The organism is Bradyrhizobium sp. SZCCHNS2022 (assembly GCF_032377575.1).
In the GTDB taxonomy this organism is placed as follows: domain Bacteria; phylum Pseudomonadota; class Alphaproteobacteria; order Rhizobiales; family Xanthobacteraceae; genus Bradyrhizobium; species Bradyrhizobium aeschynomenes.
Window position 1 is genome coordinate 3,843,984 of sequence record NZ_JAUHHZ010000001.1, and the last position, 22,686, is coordinate 3,866,669.

19 protein-coding genes are annotated in these 22,686 nt (G+C 65.8%); 8 read left to right on the forward strand and 11 right to left on the reverse strand.

Annotation, left to right across the window (positions count from 1 at the left end):
• Positions 1 to 11 precede the first annotated feature (11 nt).
• The 4 genes from QXZ94_RS17265 to QXZ94_RS17280 form a co-directional block, all read right to left on the reverse strand.
• Positions 12 to 620, reverse strand: coding sequence for a TetR/AcrR family transcriptional regulator (locus tag QXZ94_RS17265; RefSeq protein WP_315726331.1), 609 nt, complete (start codon positions 618 to 620; stop codon positions 12 to 14).
• Positions 621 to 644: 24 nt separating this feature from the next.
• A complete protein-coding gene (locus QXZ94_RS17270) occupies positions 645 to 3,785 on the reverse strand; it encodes an efflux RND transporter permease subunit (protein WP_315721408.1) in 3,141 nt (1,046 codons plus the stop codon).
• 219 nt (positions 3,786 to 4,004) lie between these two features.
• Positions 4,005 to 5,111, reverse strand: a complete 1,107-nt coding sequence (locus QXZ94_RS17275) for an efflux RND transporter periplasmic adaptor subunit (protein ID WP_315721409.1) — start codon at positions 5,109 to 5,111, stop codon at positions 4,005 to 4,007.
• A gap of 328 nt (positions 5,112 to 5,439) precedes the next feature.
• Complete coding sequence (locus tag QXZ94_RS17280; protein WP_315721410.1) at positions 5,440 to 6,771, reverse strand: MFS transporter; 1,332 nt, start codon at positions 6,769 to 6,771, stop codon at positions 5,440 to 5,442.
• A 370-nt stretch (positions 6,772 to 7,141) separates the two neighbouring features.
• Between QXZ94_RS17280 and QXZ94_RS17285 the strand changes: the two genes are divergently transcribed.
• Positions 7,142 to 7,579: a DUF2809 domain-containing protein gene (locus QXZ94_RS17285; RefSeq protein WP_315721411.1), complete on the forward strand. Its 438-nt coding sequence runs from the start codon at positions 7,142 to 7,144 to the stop codon at positions 7,577 to 7,579.
• 222 nt (positions 7,580 to 7,801) lie between these two features.
• Here QXZ94_RS17285 and QXZ94_RS17290 read toward each other — a convergent pair whose 3' ends face one another.
• The 4 genes from QXZ94_RS17290 to QXZ94_RS17305 all read right to left on the reverse strand — a co-directional run bounded on the left by QXZ94_RS17290 (position 7,802) and on the right by QXZ94_RS17305 (position 10,974).
• On the reverse strand, positions 7,802 to 8,764 hold the full coding sequence (locus QXZ94_RS17290; protein ID WP_315721412.1) for an alpha/beta hydrolase: 963 nt from the start codon (positions 8,762 to 8,764) through the stop codon (positions 7,802 to 7,804).
• Between the two features lie 49 nt (positions 8,765 to 8,813).
• A complete protein-coding gene (locus QXZ94_RS17295) occupies positions 8,814 to 9,371 on the reverse strand; it encodes a TetR/AcrR family transcriptional regulator (RefSeq protein ID WP_315721413.1) in 558 nt (185 codons plus the stop codon).
• 126 nt (positions 9,372 to 9,497) lie between these two features.
• On the reverse strand, positions 9,498 to 10,670 hold the full coding sequence (locus QXZ94_RS17300; RefSeq protein ID WP_315721414.1) for a winged helix-turn-helix domain-containing protein: 1,173 nt from the start codon (positions 10,668 to 10,670) through the stop codon (positions 9,498 to 9,500).
• Positions 10,671 to 10,743: 73 nt separating this feature from the next.
• Positions 10,744 to 10,974 carry a hypothetical protein gene (locus QXZ94_RS17305; protein WP_172133549.1) on the reverse strand — a complete coding sequence of 77 codons (231 nt, stop codon included), beginning with the start codon at positions 10,972 to 10,974 and terminating at the stop codon, positions 10,744 to 10,746.
• Between the two features lie 358 nt (positions 10,975 to 11,332).
• Between QXZ94_RS17305 and QXZ94_RS17310 the strand changes: the two genes are divergently transcribed.
• On the forward strand, positions 11,333 to 11,983 hold the full coding sequence (locus QXZ94_RS17310) for an OmpA family protein (protein ID WP_172114108.1): 651 nt from the start codon (positions 11,333 to 11,335) through the stop codon (positions 11,981 to 11,983).
• A gap of 66 nt (positions 11,984 to 12,049) precedes the next feature.
• On the opposite strand, the gene QXZ94_RS17315 is transcribed toward QXZ94_RS17310, so the two are convergent.
• Positions 12,050 to 13,384: a phospholipid carrier-dependent glycosyltransferase gene (locus QXZ94_RS17315; RefSeq protein WP_315721415.1), complete on the reverse strand. Its 1,335-nt coding sequence runs from the start codon at positions 13,382 to 13,384 to the stop codon at positions 12,050 to 12,052.
• Between the two features lie 132 nt (positions 13,385 to 13,516).
• On the opposite strand from QXZ94_RS17315, the gene QXZ94_RS17320 reads away from it, so the two are divergent.
• The 5 genes from QXZ94_RS17320 (at position 13,517) to zigA (ending at position 20,366) form a co-directional block, all read left to right on the forward strand.
• Positions 13,517 to 14,218, forward strand: a complete 702-nt coding sequence (locus QXZ94_RS17320) for a FecR domain-containing protein (protein ID WP_315721416.1) — start codon at positions 13,517 to 13,519, stop codon at positions 14,216 to 14,218.
• On the forward strand, positions 14,215 to 15,363 hold the full coding sequence (locus QXZ94_RS17325; protein ID WP_315721417.1) for a hypothetical protein: 1,149 nt from the start codon (positions 14,215 to 14,217) through the stop codon (positions 15,361 to 15,363). The genes QXZ94_RS17320 and QXZ94_RS17325 overlap by 4 nt, the downstream gene beginning before the upstream one ends.
• Positions 15,364 to 15,611: 248 nt before the next feature.
• Complete coding sequence (locus QXZ94_RS17330; protein ID WP_315721418.1) at positions 15,612 to 17,054, forward strand: MATE family efflux transporter; 1,443 nt, start codon at positions 15,612 to 15,614, stop codon at positions 17,052 to 17,054.
• 294 nt (positions 17,055 to 17,348) lie between these two features.
• Positions 17,349 to 18,575, forward strand: a complete 1,227-nt coding sequence (locus QXZ94_RS17335) for a TadE/TadG family type IV pilus assembly protein (protein ID WP_315721419.1) — start codon at positions 17,349 to 17,351, stop codon at positions 18,573 to 18,575.
• Positions 18,576 to 19,160: 585 nt separating this feature from the next.
• Positions 19,161 to 20,366 (forward strand): zinc metallochaperone GTPase ZigA, encoded by a 1,206-nt coding sequence (zigA, locus tag QXZ94_RS17340; protein WP_315721420.1) that lies wholly within the window; start codon positions 19,161 to 19,163, stop codon positions 20,364 to 20,366.
• A 120-nt stretch (positions 20,367 to 20,486) separates the two neighbouring features.
• On the opposite strand, the gene QXZ94_RS17345 is transcribed toward zigA, so the two are convergent.
• Entirely contained in the window at positions 20,487 to 21,005 is a 519-nt protein-coding gene (locus QXZ94_RS17345) for a cupin domain-containing protein (RefSeq protein WP_315721421.1), read from the reverse strand.
• 147 nt (positions 21,006 to 21,152) lie between these two features.
• Here QXZ94_RS17345 and QXZ94_RS17350 point away from each other — a divergent pair, with 147 nt between their 5' ends.
• On the forward strand, positions 21,153 to 21,368 hold the full coding sequence (locus tag QXZ94_RS17350; RefSeq protein ID WP_315721422.1) for a CsbD family protein: 216 nt from the start codon (positions 21,153 to 21,155) through the stop codon (positions 21,366 to 21,368).
• A 488-nt stretch (positions 21,369 to 21,856) separates the two neighbouring features.
• On the opposite strand, the gene QXZ94_RS17355 is transcribed toward QXZ94_RS17350, so the two are convergent.
• Positions 21,857 to 22,315 (reverse strand): FKBP-type peptidyl-prolyl cis-trans isomerase, encoded by a 459-nt coding sequence (locus QXZ94_RS17355; RefSeq protein WP_409998494.1) that lies wholly within the window; start codon positions 22,313 to 22,315, stop codon positions 21,857 to 21,859.
• Between the last annotated feature and the right edge of the window lie 371 nt (positions 22,316 to 22,686).

The window sequence follows — 22,686 nt, forward strand, 5'->3', positions numbered from 1 at the left end:
TGACGGAGAACTTAGCTTGCAGCGCCCTTCGAACCAAGCCCCACCAGGACGAAATCGATCATCTCGTCGATGGTCGGTCCCGGCTTGGTGGCGCATTGCGCGATCATCTGGGGATGGAAGAAGCGCATCATCGCCGTGCAGGCACATTTTGCCGCCAGCGGAAGGTCGGAAATGGCGAACTCGCCCGACGCGGCGCCCTGCCCGATCACGCGGCCGATGATCTCCGTGATCAGCAGCATGTGGCACTCGCAGACCTCCCAGCTCTGCTCCATCGCCACCGCGACCATCTCGTGCAGCTTGTTGTCGCCGACATAGCGCTCGGTGTTCATGCGGTGGATGGTGCCGAGCAGCTCGCGCAGCCGCGGCGCGACCGGGCCGGGGCGCTCGGCGATCGCCATCGCCGCCGCCTCGACCTGCCCCATCAACGTCCGCGCGACACCCTCATGGATCGCCTTCTTCGAGTCGAAGAACCGGTAGACGTTCGCCGGGCTCATGCGGAGCTCCTTGGCGATGTCGGCGACGGTGGTCTTCTGGTAGCCGATCTGTCGAAACAGGCGCTCCGCCACGACGAGGATGCGTTCGCGGGTATCGGGTTCGATGTGTTCGGAAACCAGCGTCATCATGCCTGCGATCTTGTTGATCCCTTATTCGGCGGCCTCGGCGAGCGGAAGCGCCGGGGCCGGTCCATCAACGTGCTGCGCTGCAGAATGATCCGTCGCACCTGCCCCGCGCTCGTCCAGACTCTTGCGGAACCATAGGGCATACAGGCCCGGCAAGTACAGCAGCGTCAGAAAGGTCGCAACGAACAAACCGCCCATGATGGTGATCGCCATCGGCCCCCAGAACGCCGAGCGCGACAGCGGGATCATGGCCAGGATCGCGGCTAGCGCGGTCAGCACCACTGGGCGGGCGCGGCGCACCGTGGCCTCGATGATCGCCTCGCGCCGGGTCAGGCCGGAGGCGACATCGTGCTCGATCTGATCGACCAGGATCACGGTGTTGCGCATGATCATGCCGGCCAGCGCGATCAGGCCGAGCAGCGCCACGAAGCCGAACGGCGCATTGGCGACGTTCAGTCCCAGCGAGGCGCCGATGATGCCGAGCGGCGCGGTCAGGAACACCAGGAACAACCGCGAGAAGCTCTGCAGCTGAATCATCAGCAAGGTCAGCATCACGATCGCCATCAGCGGGAAGAGCGCGAAGATCGACGCATTGCCCTTGGCCGATTCCTCGATCGCGCCGCCCATCTCGATGCGGTAGGCCGGATCGAGCTTGGCCCTGATGTCGGCGAGCTTCGGCCAGATCTGGTTGGTGACGTCGGGCGCCTGCACGCCGTCGGCAACGTCGGCGCGCACCGTGATCGCCATGTCGCGGTTGCGCCGCCACAGGATCGGCTCCTCATGCGCATACTCGATCTTGGCGATCTGCTGCAGCGGCACGGCGACGCCGTTGCGCGAGGTGATGGTGAGGTCGCCGACGCCGGCGAGATCGAGCCGCTCGGACGGCACGGCGCGGGCGATGACGCCGACCTTCTCGATGCCGTCGCGGATCGTCGTCACCTGCACGCCGGAGATCAGCATCGCCAGCGACTGCGAGACGTCCTGCGGCGTCAGGCCCAGCGCGCGGGCGCGGTCCTGGTCGACGACGAGCTTGAGGTACGGCGACTGCTCGTTCCAGTCGAGCTGCGGATCCCTGACGTTCGGATTCTGCCGGACGACGTCGCGCACCTCGCGCGCGATCTCGCGCACCTTGGCGGTGTCCGGGCCGATCACGCGGAACTGCACGGGGAAGCCGACCGGCGGGCCGAAATTGAAACGGTCGACGCGGACTCGCGCCTCGTTGAGGTCGCCATTGGCCGCGGCCGTCTCGATCTTCGCCTTGATGCGCTCGCGCGCGGCGACGTCCTTGGCGACGATGACGATCTCGGCGAACGCCTCGTTCGGCAGCTGCGGCGACAGGCCGAGCCAGAACCGCGGCGAACCCTGCCCGACATAGGCGGTGAAGGTCTCGATGTCCTTGTCGTCCTTCAACAGCGCCTCGGCCTTGCGCGCGGCCTTCTCGGTGACGTTGAAGGCGGTGCCCTCCGGCAGACGCAGCTGCAGGAACAGCTCCGGCCGCTCCGACAGTGGGAAGAACTGCTGCTGGACGTGGCCGAAGGCGACGATCGAGGCGGCGAACACGCCGACCGTCGCGGCGACCGTGGTGATGCGATGCGTCACGCACCAGCGCACGACGGCGCGCAGGCCACGATACATCCGCGTGTTGTAGACGGCGTGCTCATCATGGCCGTGATGCGCCTTCATGTCCGGCAGCAGCTTCACGCCGATATAGGGGGTGAAGATGACCGCGACGAACCACGAGGCGACCAGCGCGATGGCGACGATCCAGAAGATGCTGCCGGTGTACTCGCCGACCGCCGAATTGGCGAAGCCGATCGGCAGGAAGCCGGCGGCGGTCACCAGCGTGCCGGTGAGCATCGGGAATGCGGTGGATTCCCAGGCATAGGACGCCGCGCGGACGCGGTCCCAGCCCTGCTCCATCTTCACCACCATCATCTCGACCGCGATGATCGCGTCATCGACCAGCAGGCCGAGCGCAATGATGAGAGCACCGAGCGAAATCCGGTGCAGATCGAGCCCCATGGCGCTCATCGCGATGAACACGATGCCGAGCACCAGCGGCACCGACAGCGCCACCACGATGCCGGTGCGCCAGCCCAGCGCCAGGAACGAGACGAACAGCACGATGACCAGCGCTTCGACGAAGGAGTGCACGAACTCGCCGACCGCGGTCTCGACCACCTTCGGCTGATCGGCGATCTGCTTCAGCTCGATGCCCTGCGGCACCGCCTTCATGAAGTCGGCGGAAGCGGCGTGAACGTCCTTGCCGAGCTCGAGGATGTTGGCGCCCTTGGCGGTGACGACGCCGATGCCGAGCGCAGGCTTGCCCTCCTGATGCACCTTGTAGGTCGGCGGATCGACGAAGCCGTGCGTGACGGTGGCGATGTCCCCGAGCCGGAACACGCGGCCATTGCTCTCCACCGGCGTCTCTGCGACCGCCTTGGCGCCGTCGAGCGCGCCGGTGACGCGCAGCGGCACACGCTGCGACGACGTCTCGACCGTACCGGCGGGAGTCACGTTGTTCTGCTTGGCAAGCGAATCGAACAGCGCCTGCGCGGTGAGGCCGAGCGTCGCCAGCTTGGCGTGACTGAACTCGACATAGATGCGCTCGTCCTGGGTGCCGTAAAGGTTGACCTTGGTGACGCCGTTGACCTTGAGCAGGCGCTGCCGCAGTCCCTCGGCGACCTTCTTGAGCTGCGCGTAGTCGGCGCCGTCGCCGGTCATCATGAACAGGATCGAATCGACGTCGGAGAACTCGTCGTTGACGAATGGTCCAAGCACGCCCGAGGGCAGCGAGCCCTGCACGTCGGCGAGCTTCTTGCGCAGCAGATAGAACAGATATGGCACGTCCTTCGGCGGCGTCGAATCGCGGAAGGTGACCTGCATCGCCGCGAAGGCCGGCTTCGAATAGGTCTGCACCTTCTCGAAATAGGGCAGCTCCTGCAGCTTCTTCTCGATGGGATCAGCGACCTGGCTCTGCATCTCCGTGGCGGTGGCGCCGGGCCACATCACCGAGACGTTGACGACCTTGACGGTGAAGAACGGGTCTTCGGCGCGCCCCAGCCGCTCATACGAGATGAAGCCGAACAGGCCGAGCGCGACGATCAGGAACAGCACCAGCGGCGGATGGCTGACCGCCCAGGCCGACAGATTGAACCGCTTCATGGCACGCTCCCCGATGAGGACCTAATCGTTTCGAGCATCAGTGGCCTCATCCTTCGAAACGCATCGCTTCCGCGATGCTCCTCAGGATGAGGGGTTGGCTCCTCATGGTGAGGAGCGCCGCCTCTTGCGGCGCGTCTCGAACCATGAGGCCACATACGGGCCTCGCCCTTCGAGACGCCCGCCTTCGGCGAGCTCCTCAGGGTGAGGGTTGAGAGTCAATCAGAACGTCAGCGCCGAGACCACGCGCACCTTCTGCGCGGGGTCGATCTTCTGCACGCCGAGCGCCACCACCTTCTCGCCCTCGTCGACACCTGACGTGACCAGCACGTCCTTGCTGTCGTAGGCCTTCACCTTGACCGGCTTCAGCGTCACCTCGCCCTTGTCGTTGACGACGTAGAGCGAGGGATCGCGGCCGTCGCTGAACAGCGCCGACAGCGGCAGCCGCGCGACGCGCGTGGTGGCGGGGTCGGACAGCGTGAGCGTCGCAGTCATGCCGAGCGAGACGCTGTCGTTTGCATCCGGCAGCGAGAATTTTGCGAGATAGGTGCGCGTCGCGGGATCGGCGGCCGGCGCGATCTCGCGCAGCCGGGCCGTGTAGGTCTTGCCGGACTCCGACCACAGCGACACCGTCGCCTTGCCGTTCTTGGCGCGGTCGAGCAGGGTCTCGGGGATCGCGACCACTGCTTCCTTCTCGGCGAAGCGCGCGACGCGGATGGCAGCCTGGCCGGCGGCGACGACGACGCCCGGTTCGATCATCGAGGCGGTGACGACACCGCGGGCATCTGCGACCAGCGTCGCGTAGGACAGCGAGTTGCGCGTCAGTTCGACCGAACGCTCGGCGCGATTGAGCCGCGCGCGGGCTTCATCCGCGGACGCCTTGGCCTGGTCCATCTGCGCATCCGTGGTCCAGCCCTTGGCGCGCAATTCCTTGGCGCGGGTCTCGGCCGCGGAGGCTTGCGCCAGCACGCCGGTGGCGGCGCGGAATTCGGCCTCGGCCTGCTCGGCCTGCAGCTTCAGGTCGACCTCGTCGAGCGTGGCGAGCGGCTGGCCGACCTCCACCGTCTGGCCGACCTCGACCAGGCGCTTGGCGACCTTGCCGGCGACGCGGAAACCGATGTCGGCCTCGATCCGCGGCCGGATGGTGCCGACGAAACTGCGCTCCGGCGTCTCGGCCTCAAAATGGACGGTTGCGACCAGGACCGGCCGGACAGGCTCGGCTTTCTGGGCGACGGTCTCATTGCAGCCGGCCAGGGCAACGGCCGCCGCGGCCAGCGCAACGCCGCTCAACAGCCTGGAAAAGCTGGAAAAAACCTGCTGGACGAGCATCGGACACCCCTTCGCTGCTGTTGCGAGAGAGTGTCGAGTGTCGAGTGACGATTGTCAATAATCGTCATAGATCATTACTTCGTGACCGTTAAGACATGTTGCCGCAGGTGCTCAGGAGAAGGGCAGATCTCGATTGGCGGGAGCGTCCATCACCCTGCGGTGTCATTCCGGGGCGACCGCGACAGCGGTCGAACCCGGAATCTCGAGCTTGGTTTGCACCACAGCGACTCATCTCGGGATTCCGGGTTCGGTCGCTGTCGCGACCGCCCCGGAATGACGGCGCCTGGTCCCAACGCACGGTGTCCGCAGTGCGGATCACCGCACGCGCTCACTCCGCCGGCGCCTGGCCGGCGAACTCCATCTTGCTTTCATGTCCGCCGAAGAACACCAGCAGACCGGCAATCAGCGGCAGCGCGGAGAGCGCGAGCAGGCCATGTGTGGTAGAGCCCGTCGTATCCTTGATCCAGCCGACCAGATAGGGACCGCCGAAGCCGGCGAGATTGCCGATGGAGTTGATCAGCGCGATCGCGCCGGCGGCGGCCGTGCCGGACAGCCATGCGGTCGGCAACGTCCAGAACACGCCGAACACGCAGAACACGCCGATCGCGGCGAATGTCAGCGCGACCATGGTCAGCGTGGGGTCACCGATCATGCTCGACGCAGCCAGCGCCACCGCGATCAGGATCATCGGCGCGCCGACATGCACCACGCGCTCGCGCGTCGCATCGGAATGGCGCGCCCACAGGATCATCGCAACGGTGCCGAACGCATAGGGAATCGCGGTGACGAAGCCGGTCTGCGTATTCGTCAGGCCGAACGCCTTGACGATCTGCGGCAGCCAGAACTGCATGCCGTAGAGCGCGCCGACGAAGCCGAAATAGATCAGGCTGAGCACGATCACCTTCGGCGACGACAGCGCCTCGCCGAGCGTCATGTGCCCGGCCGCCTGCTTCGCCGCGGTCTCCGCCTCGAGCTTGGCCGCGAGCCAGGCCTTTTGCTCCGCCGTCAGCCAGGTCGCGTGCTCCGGCCGGTCGGTCAGGTAGAACCAGGTGACGACACCGAGGATGATCGACGGGATGCCTTCGATGATGAACAGCCACTGCCAGCCCTGCAGCCCCATCCATCCGTGCAGGCCGAGCAGCAGGCCCGACACCGGCGCACCGATCACGGTCGAGATCGGCACGGCGACCGCAAAGGCGGCAAGGAAGCGGGCGCGATACTGCGCCGGGTACCAATAAGTGAGATAGAGGATGATGCCTGGGAAGAAGCCCGCCTCGGCGACGCCGAGCAGGAAGCGCAGCGCGTAGAAGCTCCAGGGGCCCGAGACCAGCGCCATCAGCGCCGAGATGATCCCCCAGGTGACCATGATGCGCGCGATCCACCGGCTGGCGCCGAATTTCTCCAGCGCCAGATTGCTCGGCACCTCGAAGATGAAATAGCCGATGAAGAAGATGCCGGCGCCCCAGGCGAACACCAGCGGGGAGAATTTCAGCTCGGCGTTCATCGTCAGCGCGGCGAAGCCGAGATTGACGCGGTCGAGATAGGAGAAGAAATAAGCGAGCACCAGGAACGGAATCAGCCGCCACGAAATGGCGCGGATGGTTGCGGCCTCGATGTCGGACCGGCCAGACGCGGCGGGACGAATGGTTGACGAGCTCATCGATCTCCTCCCGGGAGCATTGCAGAGTTTGATAGTTGGTGGCGGTGTTGAGCATCGGTCGTGGCAAGTCAATTGGAAAACAAGCAATCCCACAGCATGTCGGTGCATCGCGGGCGCGCGGCGTGCGCATGACGACCTCAGGGCCTGATGCTCCCGCCGCGCCGGCTCGACACGCATCGCCGTCACGACACGCCCCATTGTCGTCCCGGCGAAAGCCGGGACCCATACCCCCAGGGTGCAGTTTGAGGCGCGCTGGGGGTTGGCTTTTTCGCAACTCACATCGGCCGCGGCGTCTGGATCCCGGATCGGCGCTGCGCCGCGCGGGCGCGCGTCGCAGCTTGTCCGGGACGACAGTGGAGGGTGGCCGAGCATGACGGGACTGAATGAGCACCGCCGTGCGTTGGCCCTGGCGACAGCGTTGATCGTGATCGCGCTCGGCCTCGCCTTGCGCTTCTACGGTCTGGGCCTCGGCCTTCCCGCCTTCATCGTCAAATACGGCGGTTCCATCCTCTGGGCGACGATGGTGTACATGCTGCTGGTCGCGCTGCTGCCGCTGAGATCATGGCGGCAGATCGGCGGGCTCGCGCTCGCCGTCGCCGTGACCGTCGAGGCGAGCCGGCTGATCCATACGCCCTGGCTCGACAGCTTTCGCCTGACGCTGGCCGGCGCGCTGCTGCTCGGGCGCATTTTCTCGCTGTGGAACATCGTCGCCTATGCGATCGGCATCCTCATCGGCATAGCGATCGATCGGATCACGTTGCGGTCTCCTCGGCCTAACAGCACGGCGAAAGATGCTGCCAATTTGTAACTCCGTCATGCCCGGGCTTGTCCCGCCTGCGCGGCCGAAGCCGCTTCGGCGCGGCGAAGGCCCGGGCATCCACGTCGTTCCCAATATGCCGGATGACGTGGATGGCCGGGACAAGCCCGGCCATGACGACGTGGAGATGGACGAGCGCAAAACTGCCGTCCCAATGCGATCGCCCAGCACGGCTTAGGTTGCCTGGGGCGAGGCTCCATGCCGGCTGAGATCTCAGTTCGAATTGGCACCGGCGCGGCTGAAGAAAGCCATCAGTTCCTCCGCCAGGACGGCCGGCTGCTCCTCCGGGATGTAGTGGCCGCACGAGCCGATCGTGATGCCATCGACGTGCTCGGCGACCTCCCTGAGCGGCGCGGCCATGTCGACGATCGATCCCTGATCGGCACCGACCGCCAGCACCGGCGGCTTGAGTTTGCCTTTGGCTTTCAGCTCGCGGTTCTGATCCGCCGACAGTGCGGCCGCACGATAATAGCCAAGTCCCGCGCGCAGGCCGCCGGCCTTGGTCAGCACGCGCGCGTATTCGTCGAGATCGCTCTCGGAGAATGCTTCGGGATTGGCACCCTTGCGGCGCAGGAACCAGGCGAGATAGTCGCGCTCGCGGCCCTGGATCAGCATCTCCGGAAGGTCCGCGACGACGTGGAACGCGAAGTGCCAGGTGCGCCACGCGCGGTCCGGCGCGTAGGGCAAAGCCTCGGGCAAGGTCACGCCGGGAATCCCGGCATCCAGCAGCGCCAGGCTTTGCACCGCATCTCCGAACAGTGCCGTATAGGGATAGGCCACCCACGCGCCGATGTCGTGGCCGACGAGATGATGGCTCGTGACGCCAAGCTGCTGCAGCAGGCGATGCACTGACGTGGCGAGCGTCTGGGTGTCGTAGCCATCCGCCGGCCGGTCCGAGTCGCCCTGCCCTGGGAAATCGATCGCGATGACGTGATAACGCGCGTCCAGCAGCGGCATGACCTTACGCCAGGCGAACCAGCTCTCTGGAAAGCCGGCCAGCAGCACGACGACCTCGCCGTCCGGCCGGCCACCGCTGACATAGTGTAGCCTGAGGCCGTCGATGGTCTCGAACCGGTGCGTGAAGCCGGACAGCGCGGCGTCATCGCGCGCGAATGGCTCCGCCGGGACCAGCCGCGACGGAGCTTGGGGAGAAACGGCATTCATCAATTCCGACATGGATCATCCTCGTTATTATAGAACAAACGTTTCCTAATTTCGCGCAACATCACGCGAACAAGACCGAAGCTTGTTTTGCGATGGTCATCATCTCGCCCTTGGTGCGTCCCGTTTTGCCGACCACCCGCAAGCCCTGGATGACGCAGAACAGAGCCCCCGCTGCGACCTCCGCATCGAGATCCGGCCGGATCGATCCGTCCGCCTGGCCGAGCCTGATCAGGTCGCGCAACAGAGTCTCGACCCGGCGCAGCGAGGTGCGGACCTTGGCAGCGGCTTCCGCATCCAAGGTGGCGAGCTCGGTGGCGCTGGTGACGACCAGGCAGCCGCGCTGGCCCTCGCCATCGCTGGCGGACTCCGCATAGAATTCCAGCAAGATCTCGAGCTTGTCGCGACCGCAAAGTTGCGCATCGAGCCGCTCACGAAGCTGCCGGTCGCGGCGCGCGATGTAGTAGTCCAGCGTCGCCAGGAAAATCGCGCTCTTGTCCGCGAAGGCCTTGTAGAGGCTGCCGGTGGCAAGCTTCATCGCAGCCCGCAATTCCGCCAGCGATGCGCCGTGGTAGCCACGCTCGCTGAACACCACCAGCGCCCTGCCGAGGGCGGTGTCCATGTCGAACTCGCGCGGCCGGCCTGGCCCGCGGCGCTCGGATGAATTCGTCTGCGGCTTCGTCATGCCCCCTTTTAGGGAACATTTGTTTCCAAATCAAGCCGGATGAGCGCTCGGTCTGGCGGAAGGTCAATCGCCGAGCTGAAACCGCTGGAACCGGTGCAGTTCGTCCTCGATGGTCCGCTTCAGCGCCTTACGATGGTCGCCGCGCGCCGCCTTGCCCTGGCCGACCCAGCTCCATTTCTGCATCAGCAGCTTGCTGTTCTGCCGGTCGGTCTTCAAATCGATCGCCGCGACGATCTCCTCGCCGACCAGAACGGGTAGCGCAAAGTAGCCGAACAGCCGCTTGTCCTTCGGAACATAGGCCTCGAAGCGATGGTCGTAGTCGAAGATCGCCTGCGTCCGCTTGCGCTGGATGATCAGCGGATCGAACGGTGACAGGATGTGCACACGCGCAGGGTCGATCGCGATCGCCTCCTCCAGCGCGGCCGGCATCGCCCAATGCTCGTGCCTGCCGCCGCCCTCCAGCGCGACCGGCACAAGTTCGCCACGGCGGACCCGCGCGTCGATGACCCGTCGCACATCCGCCTTGCGCGGCGCATTGAGATGGCAGAGCGAGTCCAGGCTGACGACACCTTGGGATCGCAGGCCGCGGTCGAGCAGATAGGCTGCGATCTCGCGCTCGGTGGCGCCCTTCGGCAACCGGTCCCAGCCGAAATGGCGGGTGGTGAGATCGTAGGTCTTGAGCATGCCGTCGCGGCCGGCGACCGTCAGCGTGCCCTCGTAGAAGCCGAGCTGCAGCGCCCGTTTCGACGGCTTGCGGCTGGCCCAGGCGTGGTCCTTCTCCCGCAGCTCATCGTCGTCGATGTCGCGGATGGTCAGCGCGCCGCCCTGGCGGATCAGCCGCATCACCTTGCGCGAATCCTCAGGCTTTACGGTCTGCAGCCAGCGATGTCCTTCGCGGCGATAGCGCCGCATCGCCGGCACGAAAAAGCGGAAGTCCTGCACCGGCACGTAGGACAGCGCATGGGTCCAATATTCGAAGACGGTCTTGTCGCTGCTCTGCGCCTGCCTGAGATCGGCACGCCGATAGGCCGGGATGCGGCTGAACAGGATGTGGTGGTGGCAGCGCTCGATCACGTTGATGGTGTCGATCTGCACATAGCCGAGATGCGCGATCGCCGCCGCGACGGCTTGCGGGCCGGCGCCGAACGGCGCCTCGGTGTCGAGGCGCTGGGCGCGCAGCCAGAGACGACGTGCGGTGATCCTCGACAACGGAATGGGAGCAGGAACGGCGGCCATGACGGCGCGATCGTGCGAGATTCGGCGGTGCCCCCGCAACGCCAATCATGCCCGACAGATCCGGTTCGGGAACCTATGGCTTGCTCTTGTCGGGGATGCTGCCGGTGGCGATCTCGGCCTTGCAGCTGGCGCGGCCCGGATCCGGCGCGCGGCATTTGTAGATCCGTCCGGTCAGGCGGTCGACCAGCCAGGCCGTATCCTCCGAGGGACTCTCCAGCCCGACATAACGGTTGCCGACCGCGGTGATCAGCGTCGACAGCAGGATCGCCGCGGCGATGATGCCGGCGCCGATCAGCGTCGACATGGAACTCGTCGATCCCGACGAGTCCTGGCTGCTGGCCCGATGGGACTGGTAGTCGCGCCTGGGGGATGAGTTGAACACGGCTATGCTTTTCCGTTGGCGTTTCTTGACTTCAATCGTTTGTTGCCCGCCTCGCTTCCCACGGTTTGCGATTTTTTTCCGGCGAGAGATATCCGGTAGAACCGCATCTGGCCGATTTGTTGTTCGCAGACCGGCCACGTGCCGATGGCTTTGCGACAACCTCGCAGCAGTGGACGCGAGACGGCCATGCGTGATATCGATCACATTCGAACGCTTTGAACCCGTTCTATCGTCCAAGCATCCAATGGCTATGAGCCATGACCACCCGAGGATGACGACGATGACCGCATATTTTGGACGTATTGCAGTTCGAGCGGCGGCATTGACCGCCATGCTGACGATGAGCGCCGGCGCCGCGCTCGCCGGCGAGGCGGTGTCCGCCGATCAGATCCTGAACGCGCTGAAGCCGAAATCCGCCACCCGGGGCATCTCGGTCGGACCGCAGACGGCCCCGCAGGTCGATGCGGCGACGCAGGCCAAGCAATCCGCCTTCATCGACAGCATGCGCAACCGCAAGACCCGCTCGCTGTCGCTCGGCGAGCGCGAGCAGATCGCCGAGCTGGCGGCGACCAAGCCGAAGATCGATCTCGAGATCCAGTTCGACTACAACTCGGCCGAGATCAGCAAGGCCTCGATGCCTGCGGTGCAGGAGCTCGGCAAGGCGCTGTCCGATCCCAACCTGAAGGGCTCGACCTTCGTGGTCGCCGGCCATACCGACGGCATCGGCGGCGACGGCTTCAACCAGGATCTGTCCGAGCGTCGCGCCGACACCATCAAGCGCTATCTGGTCGAGAAGTTCGGCCTGACCGGCCAGGACCTCGTGACCGTCGGCTATGGCAAGACCAAGCTGAAGGATGCCGCCAACCCGGCCGATCCGCTCAACCGGCGTGTGCAGGTCGTCAACATGGACACCAAGACCGCGGCGAAGTGAGCGCTCCGCCGCGCGTATCGCCCCGCTTGCCGACGGTCCCCGGCAGGTGGGGCGCTTTTTGCCCTGTCAGATCCAGCTCTGGAACAGCATCAGCCGGGTGAACGTCCGCATCGTCGTGCCGATGAAGGCGGCGCTGATCGGCAGCATCAGGGCGAAGCCGAGCATCGCGATCCCGACATAGGCCCACATCACCCGGCGCGGCCACCGCAGCAGCACATGGACGAGCGCGAGGCTCGCGAGCGTTGCCGACGGCAGATAGTAGTAGAGAAAGCTCAGCGCGCGCGGCAGCAGCGCCCAGGGCAGATAGCAGCCGAGATAGAACGTCAGGATCAGGAACGCCGACGCGCTGCGCTGGACGACGAAATCCCGCGCGCAGATCGCGAGCGCCAGCAGCACCGGCCACAGCACCAGCGGATTGCCGAGCAGCACCACCGCGGCAATGTCGGTCTCGCTCGCCTTGTCGAACAGGAACCAGACGGGGCGCACCAGCAGCGGCCAGGTCGGCCACGCGCTCATATAGGTATGGCCGGCAATCGCCGTGGTGACGCTGTCGGCGAAGATGCGCCGCTGCGCTTCGGCGATCGCGCCGATGGACAGGCCGTGCAGCGGCACGAAGGTCGCGAGATAGCAGAGCGTGGGAACAGCGACGAGGCAGAGCGCGATGGACGCCCATCGCAGTTGCGGCCATTGCTCCGGCTGGTACCAGTCGGTCGGCTGGGGATCGCCGAACGAGGTCTGCCAGTGCTGCAGCAGCTTGATCAGGCCCACGATGAGAAGCGTCGTCAGCAGCGGAAACAGCCCGCTCCATTTGCAGGCGATCGCAAGACCGAACATCGCCCCCGCGAGCGCCAGGACGAAGTGCGGCCGCCGCAGCCTGAACGCGAACAGGAACGCCGCGATCCCGAGCAGGCCGAAGGCGAGCGCGCCGATGTCGAGCATCGCGATGCGCGCCTGCACGAACAGCATCTGGTTGAAGAAGGCGAGCAGCGCGGCGGCGATCGCCGGCGACTGCGCCGCAAACAGCGCAAGGCCGCACAGATAGATCGCGGCGACGGCGAGGCCGCCGAGCACGGTACCGGGATAGCGCCACGCGAACGCATTGTCGCCGAACGTCCTGATCGACAGCGCAATGAGCTCCTTGGCGAGCGGCGGATGCATCGGGTTGAGCTGCGGCGATGCCGGCGCCAGCCCGAGCATCTGCCGCGCAGCGGGCACGTAGTGCACCTCGTCGAACACGAATTTGGGCGGCGAGGCGAGGCCGATCATCAAGATGACGTGCGTGATGACGAAGATCATGAACGCCGTGAGCACACAGCGGCGCGCCGGCAAGGCGCCGTCCTGCGCGACATCGCCGTCGTCGTCATCCTCGTCACGGCGAGCCGCAGCTGACTTCATGGGCATGCGATTGAACTGACCTCAGGGTGAGCGCAACTAAACATCGTCGACGCATCGAGGCAAACTTGTGTCCATTTTACAACAACCTCGCGCAGGGTCCTCGGCTAGATTGAACCGGGAACAATCTTCGGTGTGGATATGAATCTGCGTCACCGAACATGCGTTGCTGCGCTGTCGGCCGCCGCCCTCTTGGGCGTCGCGGGACCGGCCCGCGCAGATAATCGCATCGGCGAAGCCGTGCTGGTGCAGAAGGACGTGCTGCGCATCGCCGGCACGTCGACCAGCCCGATCAATGTCGGCGACGGCGTGGTGCGCAACGAGACGGTGCGCACCGGCACCGACAGCGCCGCGCGTCTCGTCATGATCGACAGCACCAATCTTTCGCTTGGGGCCAATGCGAGCCTGACGCTCGATCGCACCGTGTTCAACGACGAGACCAGCTATCGCGACATCGCGATCCGGCTCGGCACCGGCGCGTTCCGCTTCGTCACCGGCCATTCCGAGAAGACCGCCTACAAGATCAACACGCCGCTCGCGACCATCGGCGTCCGCGGCACCATCCTCGACATCCGCTCCAGGCGCGGCGAGACCATGGTGGTGCTGCAGGAAGGCGCCTCGCGGGTCTGCACCCTCACCTTCCAATGCCTCGAGCTGACCCAGCCCGGCGACACCGCGATCATCACCGCGACCGGCCAGGGCCGCAGCGCGATCAGGAAGACCTCAAATCCGTCCTGGAGCTTCGCGGCGACCTGCACATCGACCTCGGGCCTTTGCACGGTCACCGATCTCGCCAGCAGCGCGCCGCCGCAGGACTTCACCGGCATTCTGTGCGGGCGATGACGATGCACGCACGCCGCAATCAGCTCGCTGCATGGACGGCCGCCATCGCAGGCGGGCTGCTCGCGCTCGCGGTGCAGGCGGCACCGGCCACGGCGCAGAGCAGCTGCGGCGTGGAGAATGTCGCCGCAGCGCTGTGCCCGACCCCAACGCCGTCACCGACCTCCTCACCCAGCGCAACGCCCACGCCGACCGCAACTCCGACGCCGACCCCGACGCCCTCGATCTCGCCGACACCGACGCCCGCGCCGACCGGCGCGGGAAGCAGCGCAAACTCGATCACCGGCCTCGCCGACCAGCGCTTCAACCAGATGATCACCAATCGCGTGCTCGGCCTGGTGCTGCTCGGCGTCAACGAGCAGGTCAACTGCAACGACTGCATCAGCGCGTTCGGCTCGGCCGGCTCGTTCTCGGCCGGCATCCACGGCCGCAAGCAGCTCACCGGCAATCTCGCGCTGCTCGCCGGCCTCGCCTACACGCACTACAACGAGAACGGCTATCACGTGACCTCGGCGCCGATCGGCGCGTTCGCGCTGCGCTACGACTTCGCCGATTGGGGCTCGTCGCGGCCGTTCTTCGACATCGGTACGATCCTGACGCCCTATGAGAAGGTGCGCTACGGCCGCAGCTACGCGACCAGCCTCGGCAACGTCTCCGTGGACGGCACCACCACGGCTTCGAACTACGCGGTCTATGGCCGCGCCGGCTGGATCAGCCGGATGTCGCCGCGCGACGAGGTCGCCGCCTCCGTCGAGCTGTGGCAGCTGTGGCAGCGCGTGGCCGGCTATCGCGATCCGGCTGCCGCGTTCAACCCGTTCGACGCCTCGATCGCCGGCGGCACCGACCGCACCAGCCTGGTCAAGATCGGCGGCCAGTGGACGCATCTGTTCGGCTCCAGCATCGAAGCCAACGTCAATGGCGGCTATGTGCAGTCGTTCGCGAGCAGATCCGGCCTCGTCGCTACCGTGACCGGCAACGGCACGGTGACGCCGACCATGGGCAACCAGGGCTGGTTCGAGTATGGCGGCCGGCTCGGCTTCCGTCTCCAGAAGGGCTGGATCGCCGATCTGTTCGTCAACGGCACGCTCGGCCCGCAGCCGGTCGGCAACACCATCCATGGCGGCGTCGGCCTGCGCATCCATTACTAGAGCATGATCCGGAAAAGTGGAGACCGGTTTTCCGAGAAGATCATGCTCAAACAAAGAGATAAGATCATGATGCGTTTCCGCCGAAACGCATCATGATCTAGACGCCCCGCCACTCGGCTGCCGTCCCCGTTCAAGAAATCATGACCGGTCTGCGCCCGGGCCTGCTTGACCCGCCAATGGCCGCGGTCATATTGGATGACGATCATCATTCAAATGCAACGCCGCCGGCCGGCGCGCGCGGAGGCAAAATGGACGTATCGACGGAGCCGCGCACGGCCGCACAATCCGCTGCGTCCGAAGCGACGCCCTGCCCGCCGCCTCCGGACGCCCAGCGCACGAAAGCCGCGGCGGCGCGCGCCGCCTTGCTGACCGGCCCGGTGCTGCCCACGCTCATCCGGCTCGCGCTTCCCACCATGACCGTGCTGGTGGCGCAGACCGCGGTCAACGTCGCCGAGGCGTATTATGTCGGCTTCCTCGGCACCGACGCGCTCGCCGGCGTGGCGATGGTGTTCCCGATCTTCATGCTGATGACGATGATGTCGAATGGCGGCATCGGCAGCGGCGTCTCCTCGGCGATCGCGCGCGCCGTCGGCGCCGGCCGCAACGCCGATGCCGACGCCATCGCCTTCCACGCCATCGTGCTCGCGGTGATCGCCGGCGGCCTGTTCACGGTCACGACCGCGCTGTTCGGTCCGGCGCTGTATCACGCGCTCGGCGGCCGCGCCGGCGCGCTGGAGGCGGCGCTGCGCTATTCGAATTATCTGTTCGCGGGCGCGATCGCCGTGTGGATCGTCAATCTGCAGGCGGCGGCACTGCGCGGCGCCGGCAATGTGCGGGTGCCCGCGCTGGTCACGCTGGTCGGCGCGCTGGTCATGATCCCGGCGTCGCCGATCCTGATCTTCGGCCTCGGTCCGCTGCCGGGCCTCGGCATCGCCGGCGCCGGCATCGCCTTCGGACTGTACTATTGCGGCGCCATGCTGGTGCTGCTGCGTTATATGGCGAGCGGCCGCTCCAGCCTGCATGTCCGCGTCGCGCCGCTGCAGCTCCGGCTGTTCGCCGACATCCTCGGGGTCGGCCTGCCCACCGCGCTCAACGCCGTGCTCGTCAACCTCACCGTGATCCTGGTGACCGCGCTGGCCGGCCGCTTCGGCACTTCGGAGCTCGCCGCCTACGGCATCGCCTCGCGGCTCGACTACATCATGATCCCGATCCTGTTCGGTCTGTGCACGGCGGCCTTGACCATGGTCGGCATCAATGTCGGCGCCGGCCAGGGCGGACGCGCCCGCCGCATCGCCTGGGTCAGCGCGCTGACCGGCGCGGTGCTGGTGGGCGCCATCGGGCTGGTCGTGGCGCTGCATCCGCCGCTCTGGCTGACGCTATTCAGCCATGACCCCGACGTGCTGCGGGACGGCGCGATCTATCTGCGCACCGTGGCGCCGGCCTATGCCGCGCTCGGCTTCGGCTTCGTGCTGTCCTTTGCCGGCCAGGGCGCCGGGCACGTGCTGTGGCCTTTCGTCGGCTCCGTTTTGCGCATCCTGATCGCCGCCGGCGGCGGCGCCATCGCCGTCGTGACGCTGGGCGGCGGCATGGCCTCGCTCGCCGCAACGGTCGCGGTGTCGCTGGTCGCCTACGCGCTGGTCTGCAGCCTGGTCCTCCCGTCGGACCGGATCTGGCTCTCGGCCCGGCGCTAACCGCACGTCGACGAACAAGCGAGCGCCACCGTTTCACAACTAACAAGCGAGACTTGGAGACCACCCTCCAGAGCAGGTGTTCTGTGCAATCACCACCCCCGAGAGGTAACATCACCCTTCTGTCGACGATCGCTCCAATGGACTGATAACCCTGAGTTCCCGCGTGCCGTACACAGGTTCCGTTTCGGGAACCGGATTCAGCTCGCGGTAATGTCTGCAGCCCATGTCGTGGACTGAGGGGGCTCCGATGTGGCGGCGGCGAGCCCTGAGCAGCCAGCAGGGGAAACGTCGTAGATGACCGCATCGATTTCATCCGAGAGTCTCCGTGCCCGGTGCCGCCGGTTCTGGCGCGCCCGGGACGGCCAGATCAGCATGATCTTCGCCATCGCCATCATTCCGATCGTGATCTCGATCGGCGCCGCCGTCGACTTCTCCAAGTCGAGCGACACCAAGACCCAGCTGCAGAAGGCCGTCGATGCGGCCGTGCTGGCCGGCGTGATCCAGCCCAGCGCGCAGCAGATTTCGACGGCGACCGCGGTGTTCAAGGGCGATTTCGGCGGGCGCTTCGGCTCGTCCGCCTCGGCCGCTTTCACCTCGAACAATGATGGCACGCTCACCGGCACCGCGACGGCCACGGTGAAGACGTCGTTCCTGAACGTGATGGGTACCACCTCGCTCGGCGTGACGGCCTCGGCCACCGCCAAGGCAGGCGCGCAAAGCAAGACGCCGGTGTGCATCCTGCTCGTCAGCACGCTCAACTCGCAATCGCTGCTGGTCAATTCCGGCGCTCAGCTCAAGGCGCCGACCTGCGAGGTGCACGTGCTGTCGACGCAGAGCCCGGCCGCCATCTTCAACGCGACCTTGAACGCCAAGCGCATCTGCATCAAGGGCTCGACCATCATCAAGAACGGCGGCGTCACCCCGCCGGCCGAAACCAATTGCGCGGCGATCTCCGATCCGTTCGCCGGCACGCTGCCGGCGGTGACGGTCGGATCGTGCACCACCAACAACAAGGTGTACGATCCCGGCTCGGTCACGCTCAATCCGGGCGTCTATTGCGGCTCGACCAATTTCAACGGCTCCGGCACGCTGACGCTCAACCCGGGCCTGTACATCATCAAGGGCACGATGACCTTCAACTCGGGCTGGACCGTCACCGGCAACGGCGTGACGTTCTATCTCGTCGATCAGAATGCCACGCTCACCTTCAACGGTAACGTCAGCGCGACGCTGTCGGCACCGACCACTGGCACCTATGCCAACATCCTGATGTACGAGCCGAACGGCCTGTCGCCGACCAACCTGCCGATCAACGGCACCAGCGGCTCCTCCTACACCGGCCTGATGTATCTGCCGAGCCGCAACGTCACCATCAACTCGGTCTCCAACGTCAGCAGCAACAGCGTCACCATGGTGTTCAACACCCTGATCCTGAACGCCACCAACTGGTCCATCGCCCCGGGCGCACTCTCGATGTCGGTTGCCAACGGCCCGGCGGGAACGGCCTATCTGTCGAAGTAGTTGCTGCCGGGAGTCATGCTCCCGCTTGCTGCTTTGAGACATGATCTCCAAGCGATGCCGCGCAGACGGTGCACTCCCTCTCCCCGTTCTTCACGGGGAGAGGGCTGGGGTGAGGGGCAGCCCCACAGGCAACCCTTCCATGATGCACGGCAGATCTGATGAGTCCATCAGACCTGTTCGTCGCGTGATTTCATCTTTGATGCGATCTGCTTCAGCTCCACGTCCATGGAATTGAGACCGCTCGTGTGGCTGCCCCTCACCCAGCCCCTCTCCCCGTGAAGAACGGGGAGAGGGGGCGCAGCGTCGCTCTTGGCGAAGGCGCGTCGTCTCTCGCTGATCGTTCGTGAAGCCCCCCCGTCGGCCGGGCCATGGCCGGCCGACGCTTCCGTCATCGCGTCCACCTCCCCGGCTCGGCGCCGCCGAGCGCGATGGCGCCGGACGACCACCCGCTCACACCTTCGTCACCGGCCTCCCCTTGACAGCACGAGTTGTTCTAGATGATTGTTATGTTATAACATCACACACGAGGCCGCATGCCTGCTCGCCGGCACCGACCGCTCCCCCTGAAGAGGCTGTTCGATCTCGATGCGCAAACTCCCCGTCACGGTCTTGTCCGGCTTCCTCGGGGCTGGGAAGACCACTTTGCTCAACCACATCCTGAACAACCGCCAGGATCTGAAGGTGGCGGTGATCGTGAACGACATGAGCGAGGTGAACATCGATGCGGACCTCGTTCGCGATGGCGGTGCCAATCTTTCGCGGACGGATGAGCAGCTGGTGGAGATGACCAATGGCTGCATCTGCTGCACCCTGCGCGACGACCTGCTGAAGGAAGTCCGCACGCTCGCCGAGAGCGGCCGCTTCGATTATCTCGTGATCGAGTCCACCGGCATCTCCGAGCCGCTGCCGGTGGCCGCGACCTTCGACTTCCGCGACGAGGACGGCATGAGCCTGTCGGACGTCGCACGGCTCGACACGATGGTCACCGTCGTCGACGCGGTGAACCTGCTGAAGGACTATGGGTCGTCCGATTTCCTGGCGCAGCGCGGCGAGGCGCTGGACGGCGACCAGCGCGCGCTGGTCGATCTGCTGGTCGAGCAGATCGAGTTCGCCGACGTGATCGTGCTGAACAAGATCGATGATGCCAGCGCAGACCAGCGCGACACCGCGCGCAAGATCATCCGGTCGCTCAATCCGGATGCCGACGTGATCGAGGCCAGCCACGGCGTCGTGCCGTTGGAGCGCGTGCTGGCGACCGGACGTTTCGACTTCGAACGCGCCCAGCAGCATCCGCTCTGGTACAATGAGCTCTACGGCTTTGCCGATCACGCGCCGGAGACCGAAACCTATGGCGTGACGAGCTTCGTCTATCGCGCCCGCCGTCCGTTCATCCCCGCCCGCTTCGATCAGTTCCTGCGCGAGCCGTGGCCGGGCGTGATTCGCGCCAAGGGTCATTTCTGGCTGGCGACGCGGCCGCAATGGCTGGGCGAGATCAGCCAGGCGGGCGCCATCGTGCGCACGAGCGCGCTCGGCTTCTGGTGGGCCTCGGTGCCGCAAAAATTATGGCCCGAGAATCCCGACTGGCGGGCCCGCATGCTGCAGCGCTGGGACGAGATCTACGGCGACCGCCGCCAGGAGATCGTGTTCATCGGCAGCAACATGGACGAAGCCGGATTGAGCGCACGGCTCGACGCCTGCCTGTTGCCCGGCAAGCCGGCGATGGATGTCGCCGCCTGGGCCCGGCTGTCCGATCCGTTTCCGGTGTGGCGCCGCGCCAACGAGGCCGCCTGACGGGCGACCGACGAGACACACGCGCGACAGTCGCCCCTGCTTCGCGTGTGGAGGGGGCGGTACAGCCGCTCCCTGCCCGGCGGAGCCATCGCGAGATGGCTCCGCCAATCTTCGCCGGCATTAGGATCGGGTCTCGCCGGGGTCGCGATGCACCGGATCGATCCACAGCACCGTCTCCGGCTTCTCGACCGGCTCGATGTCGATGTTGATGGCGACCGCCTCGCCGTCGCTGCGCACCAGCACACATTCCAGCACCTCGTCGGGGCTGGCATTGATTTCCTGATGCGGCACATAGGGCGGCACGAAGATGAAGTCGCCCGGTCCGGCTTCGGCGGTGAATTGCAACTGCTCGCCCCAGCGCATCCGCGCCTTGCCCTTCACGACGTAGATCACGCTCTCGAGATGGCCATGATGATGCGCGCCGGTCTTGGCATCGGGCCTGATCGTCACCGTGCCGGCCCACAGCTTCTGCGCGCCGACGCGCGCGAAGTTGATCGCAGCCTTGCGGTCCATGCCCGGGGTCGACGGCACGTTGCCGTCGAGCTGATTGCCGGGAATGACGCGCACGCCGTCGTGCTTCCAGCGCTCGTCGCCGTGATCGTGGGAATGGCCGTGCGCGTGGTCGTGAGAACCTGACATTTTTCTTCTTCTCGAATTCGTGATGGTCGATAGGAACCCACGCATCCTAGTCGAAATGCCGCGGCGGCGCCATTCCGGTTCCCCGCGAACCTTTTCGCGCCGCCCGCGTTGATCCCGCACAGTTCACGCAAACAACGGAGAGCAACTATGGGTTCGACCATGGACAAGATCAAAGGTGCGACCAACGAGGCCATCGGCAAGGCCAAGCAGGGCATCGGCGAGGCCACCGGCAGCGAGCGGCTGCAGGGCGAAGGCGCCATTCAGGAAGTGAAGGGCAAGGGCCAGCAGGCGCTGGGCGATGCCAAGCAGGCCACCAAGGACGCCGTGAACACTGCGGCCGGCGCGGCCAACAAGAACCTCTGATGAGGTGAGCGCGACAGCGCGCCGCTGAAGCGGTGCTGCTGATCGTCGACATCGAGAACACAAAGCCGGCTCCTGACGGGGCCGGCTTTGCCTGTTTGTTAGTTGTGATCCGTGGGGTGGGCAAAGGCGCCGAGCTGCTTCCATCGAAGCTCACCTGCCGCCCGCCGTACCCACCATTCTGACCACACCCGCCGATCGGCGGTGGGCACGCGTGCTGCCTTGCCCACCCTACGCGACAGCAAGATCGACAGCCTAGCGCTGCCTGATATAGCGCCCTCTCCCCTTGTGGGAGAGGGCATGTACGGCTCATCCACGTCCACGATGGGGTGAGGGGTCTCTCTCCACCGGATGCGCTCGTGGAGACAAACCCCTCACCCAACCGAGTACGCTGCTCTGTCCTACATGCCCTCTCCCACAAGGGGAGAGGGCGCAGTCATCAGCACCGCATCCATGCGCAGTGCTACGTGTGAAGTTGGCGATCAGGCGTCCTACTTCACGCCCAACAACTCCACATCGAACATCAGCGTCGCGTTCGGCGGGATGACGCCGCCGGCGCCGCGAGCACCGTAGCCGAGCTCCGGCGGAATGATCAGCGTGCGCTTGCCGCCGACCTTCATGGTGGCAACGCCCTCGTCCCAGCCGGCGATCACGCGCTTCATGCCGATCGGGAATTCGAACGGCTCGTTGCGGTCGACCGAGGAGTCGAATTTCTTGCCCTTCTGGCCATTCTCGTAGAGCCAGCCGGTGTAGTGCATCACGCAGGTCTGACCGCGCGACGGCGTGGCGCCGGTGCCTTCCTTGGTGTCGATGATCTGCAATCCGGAGGGAGTCGTCATGGTCTTTCCTGTCGGTTTGGCGGAACTGGTCTGTGCCGAGACCGGATGGAAGCCCAGCACGGCGCCGGCCGCAGCGGATGCCGCCGCCATCAGCGCAACTCTTCGATTCATCGGACGCCGCATGCTCCAGACTGCCTCTGCTCGTTCACGGGAGCCGCGGTTTAGCGCATGGCGGCGCAAGTGACCAGCCCGGCATCGACTTCCGAAATAAATAAACCTCTTGCGCTTTATCGGAATTCATGATTGATTGCCGTCATCCCGCCTCACCGCAGAGGGGCGTTGCGCGCGATCGTCACGACACGCGAGGCGGGGATGCGATGGCCGCGGTGTTGCCGCAGCGTGTCTTCGGGCACGCCGACGAACGGCTTTGCTGCGGACGTGAAATCGCAGCGTCCTGATACCCCGACGCTGGTATCAAGCCGCGATGGCGCTGACGTGCCGCGTGGTGATGGTGGCCAACAAGCCCGGCGCACCAGGGAGAC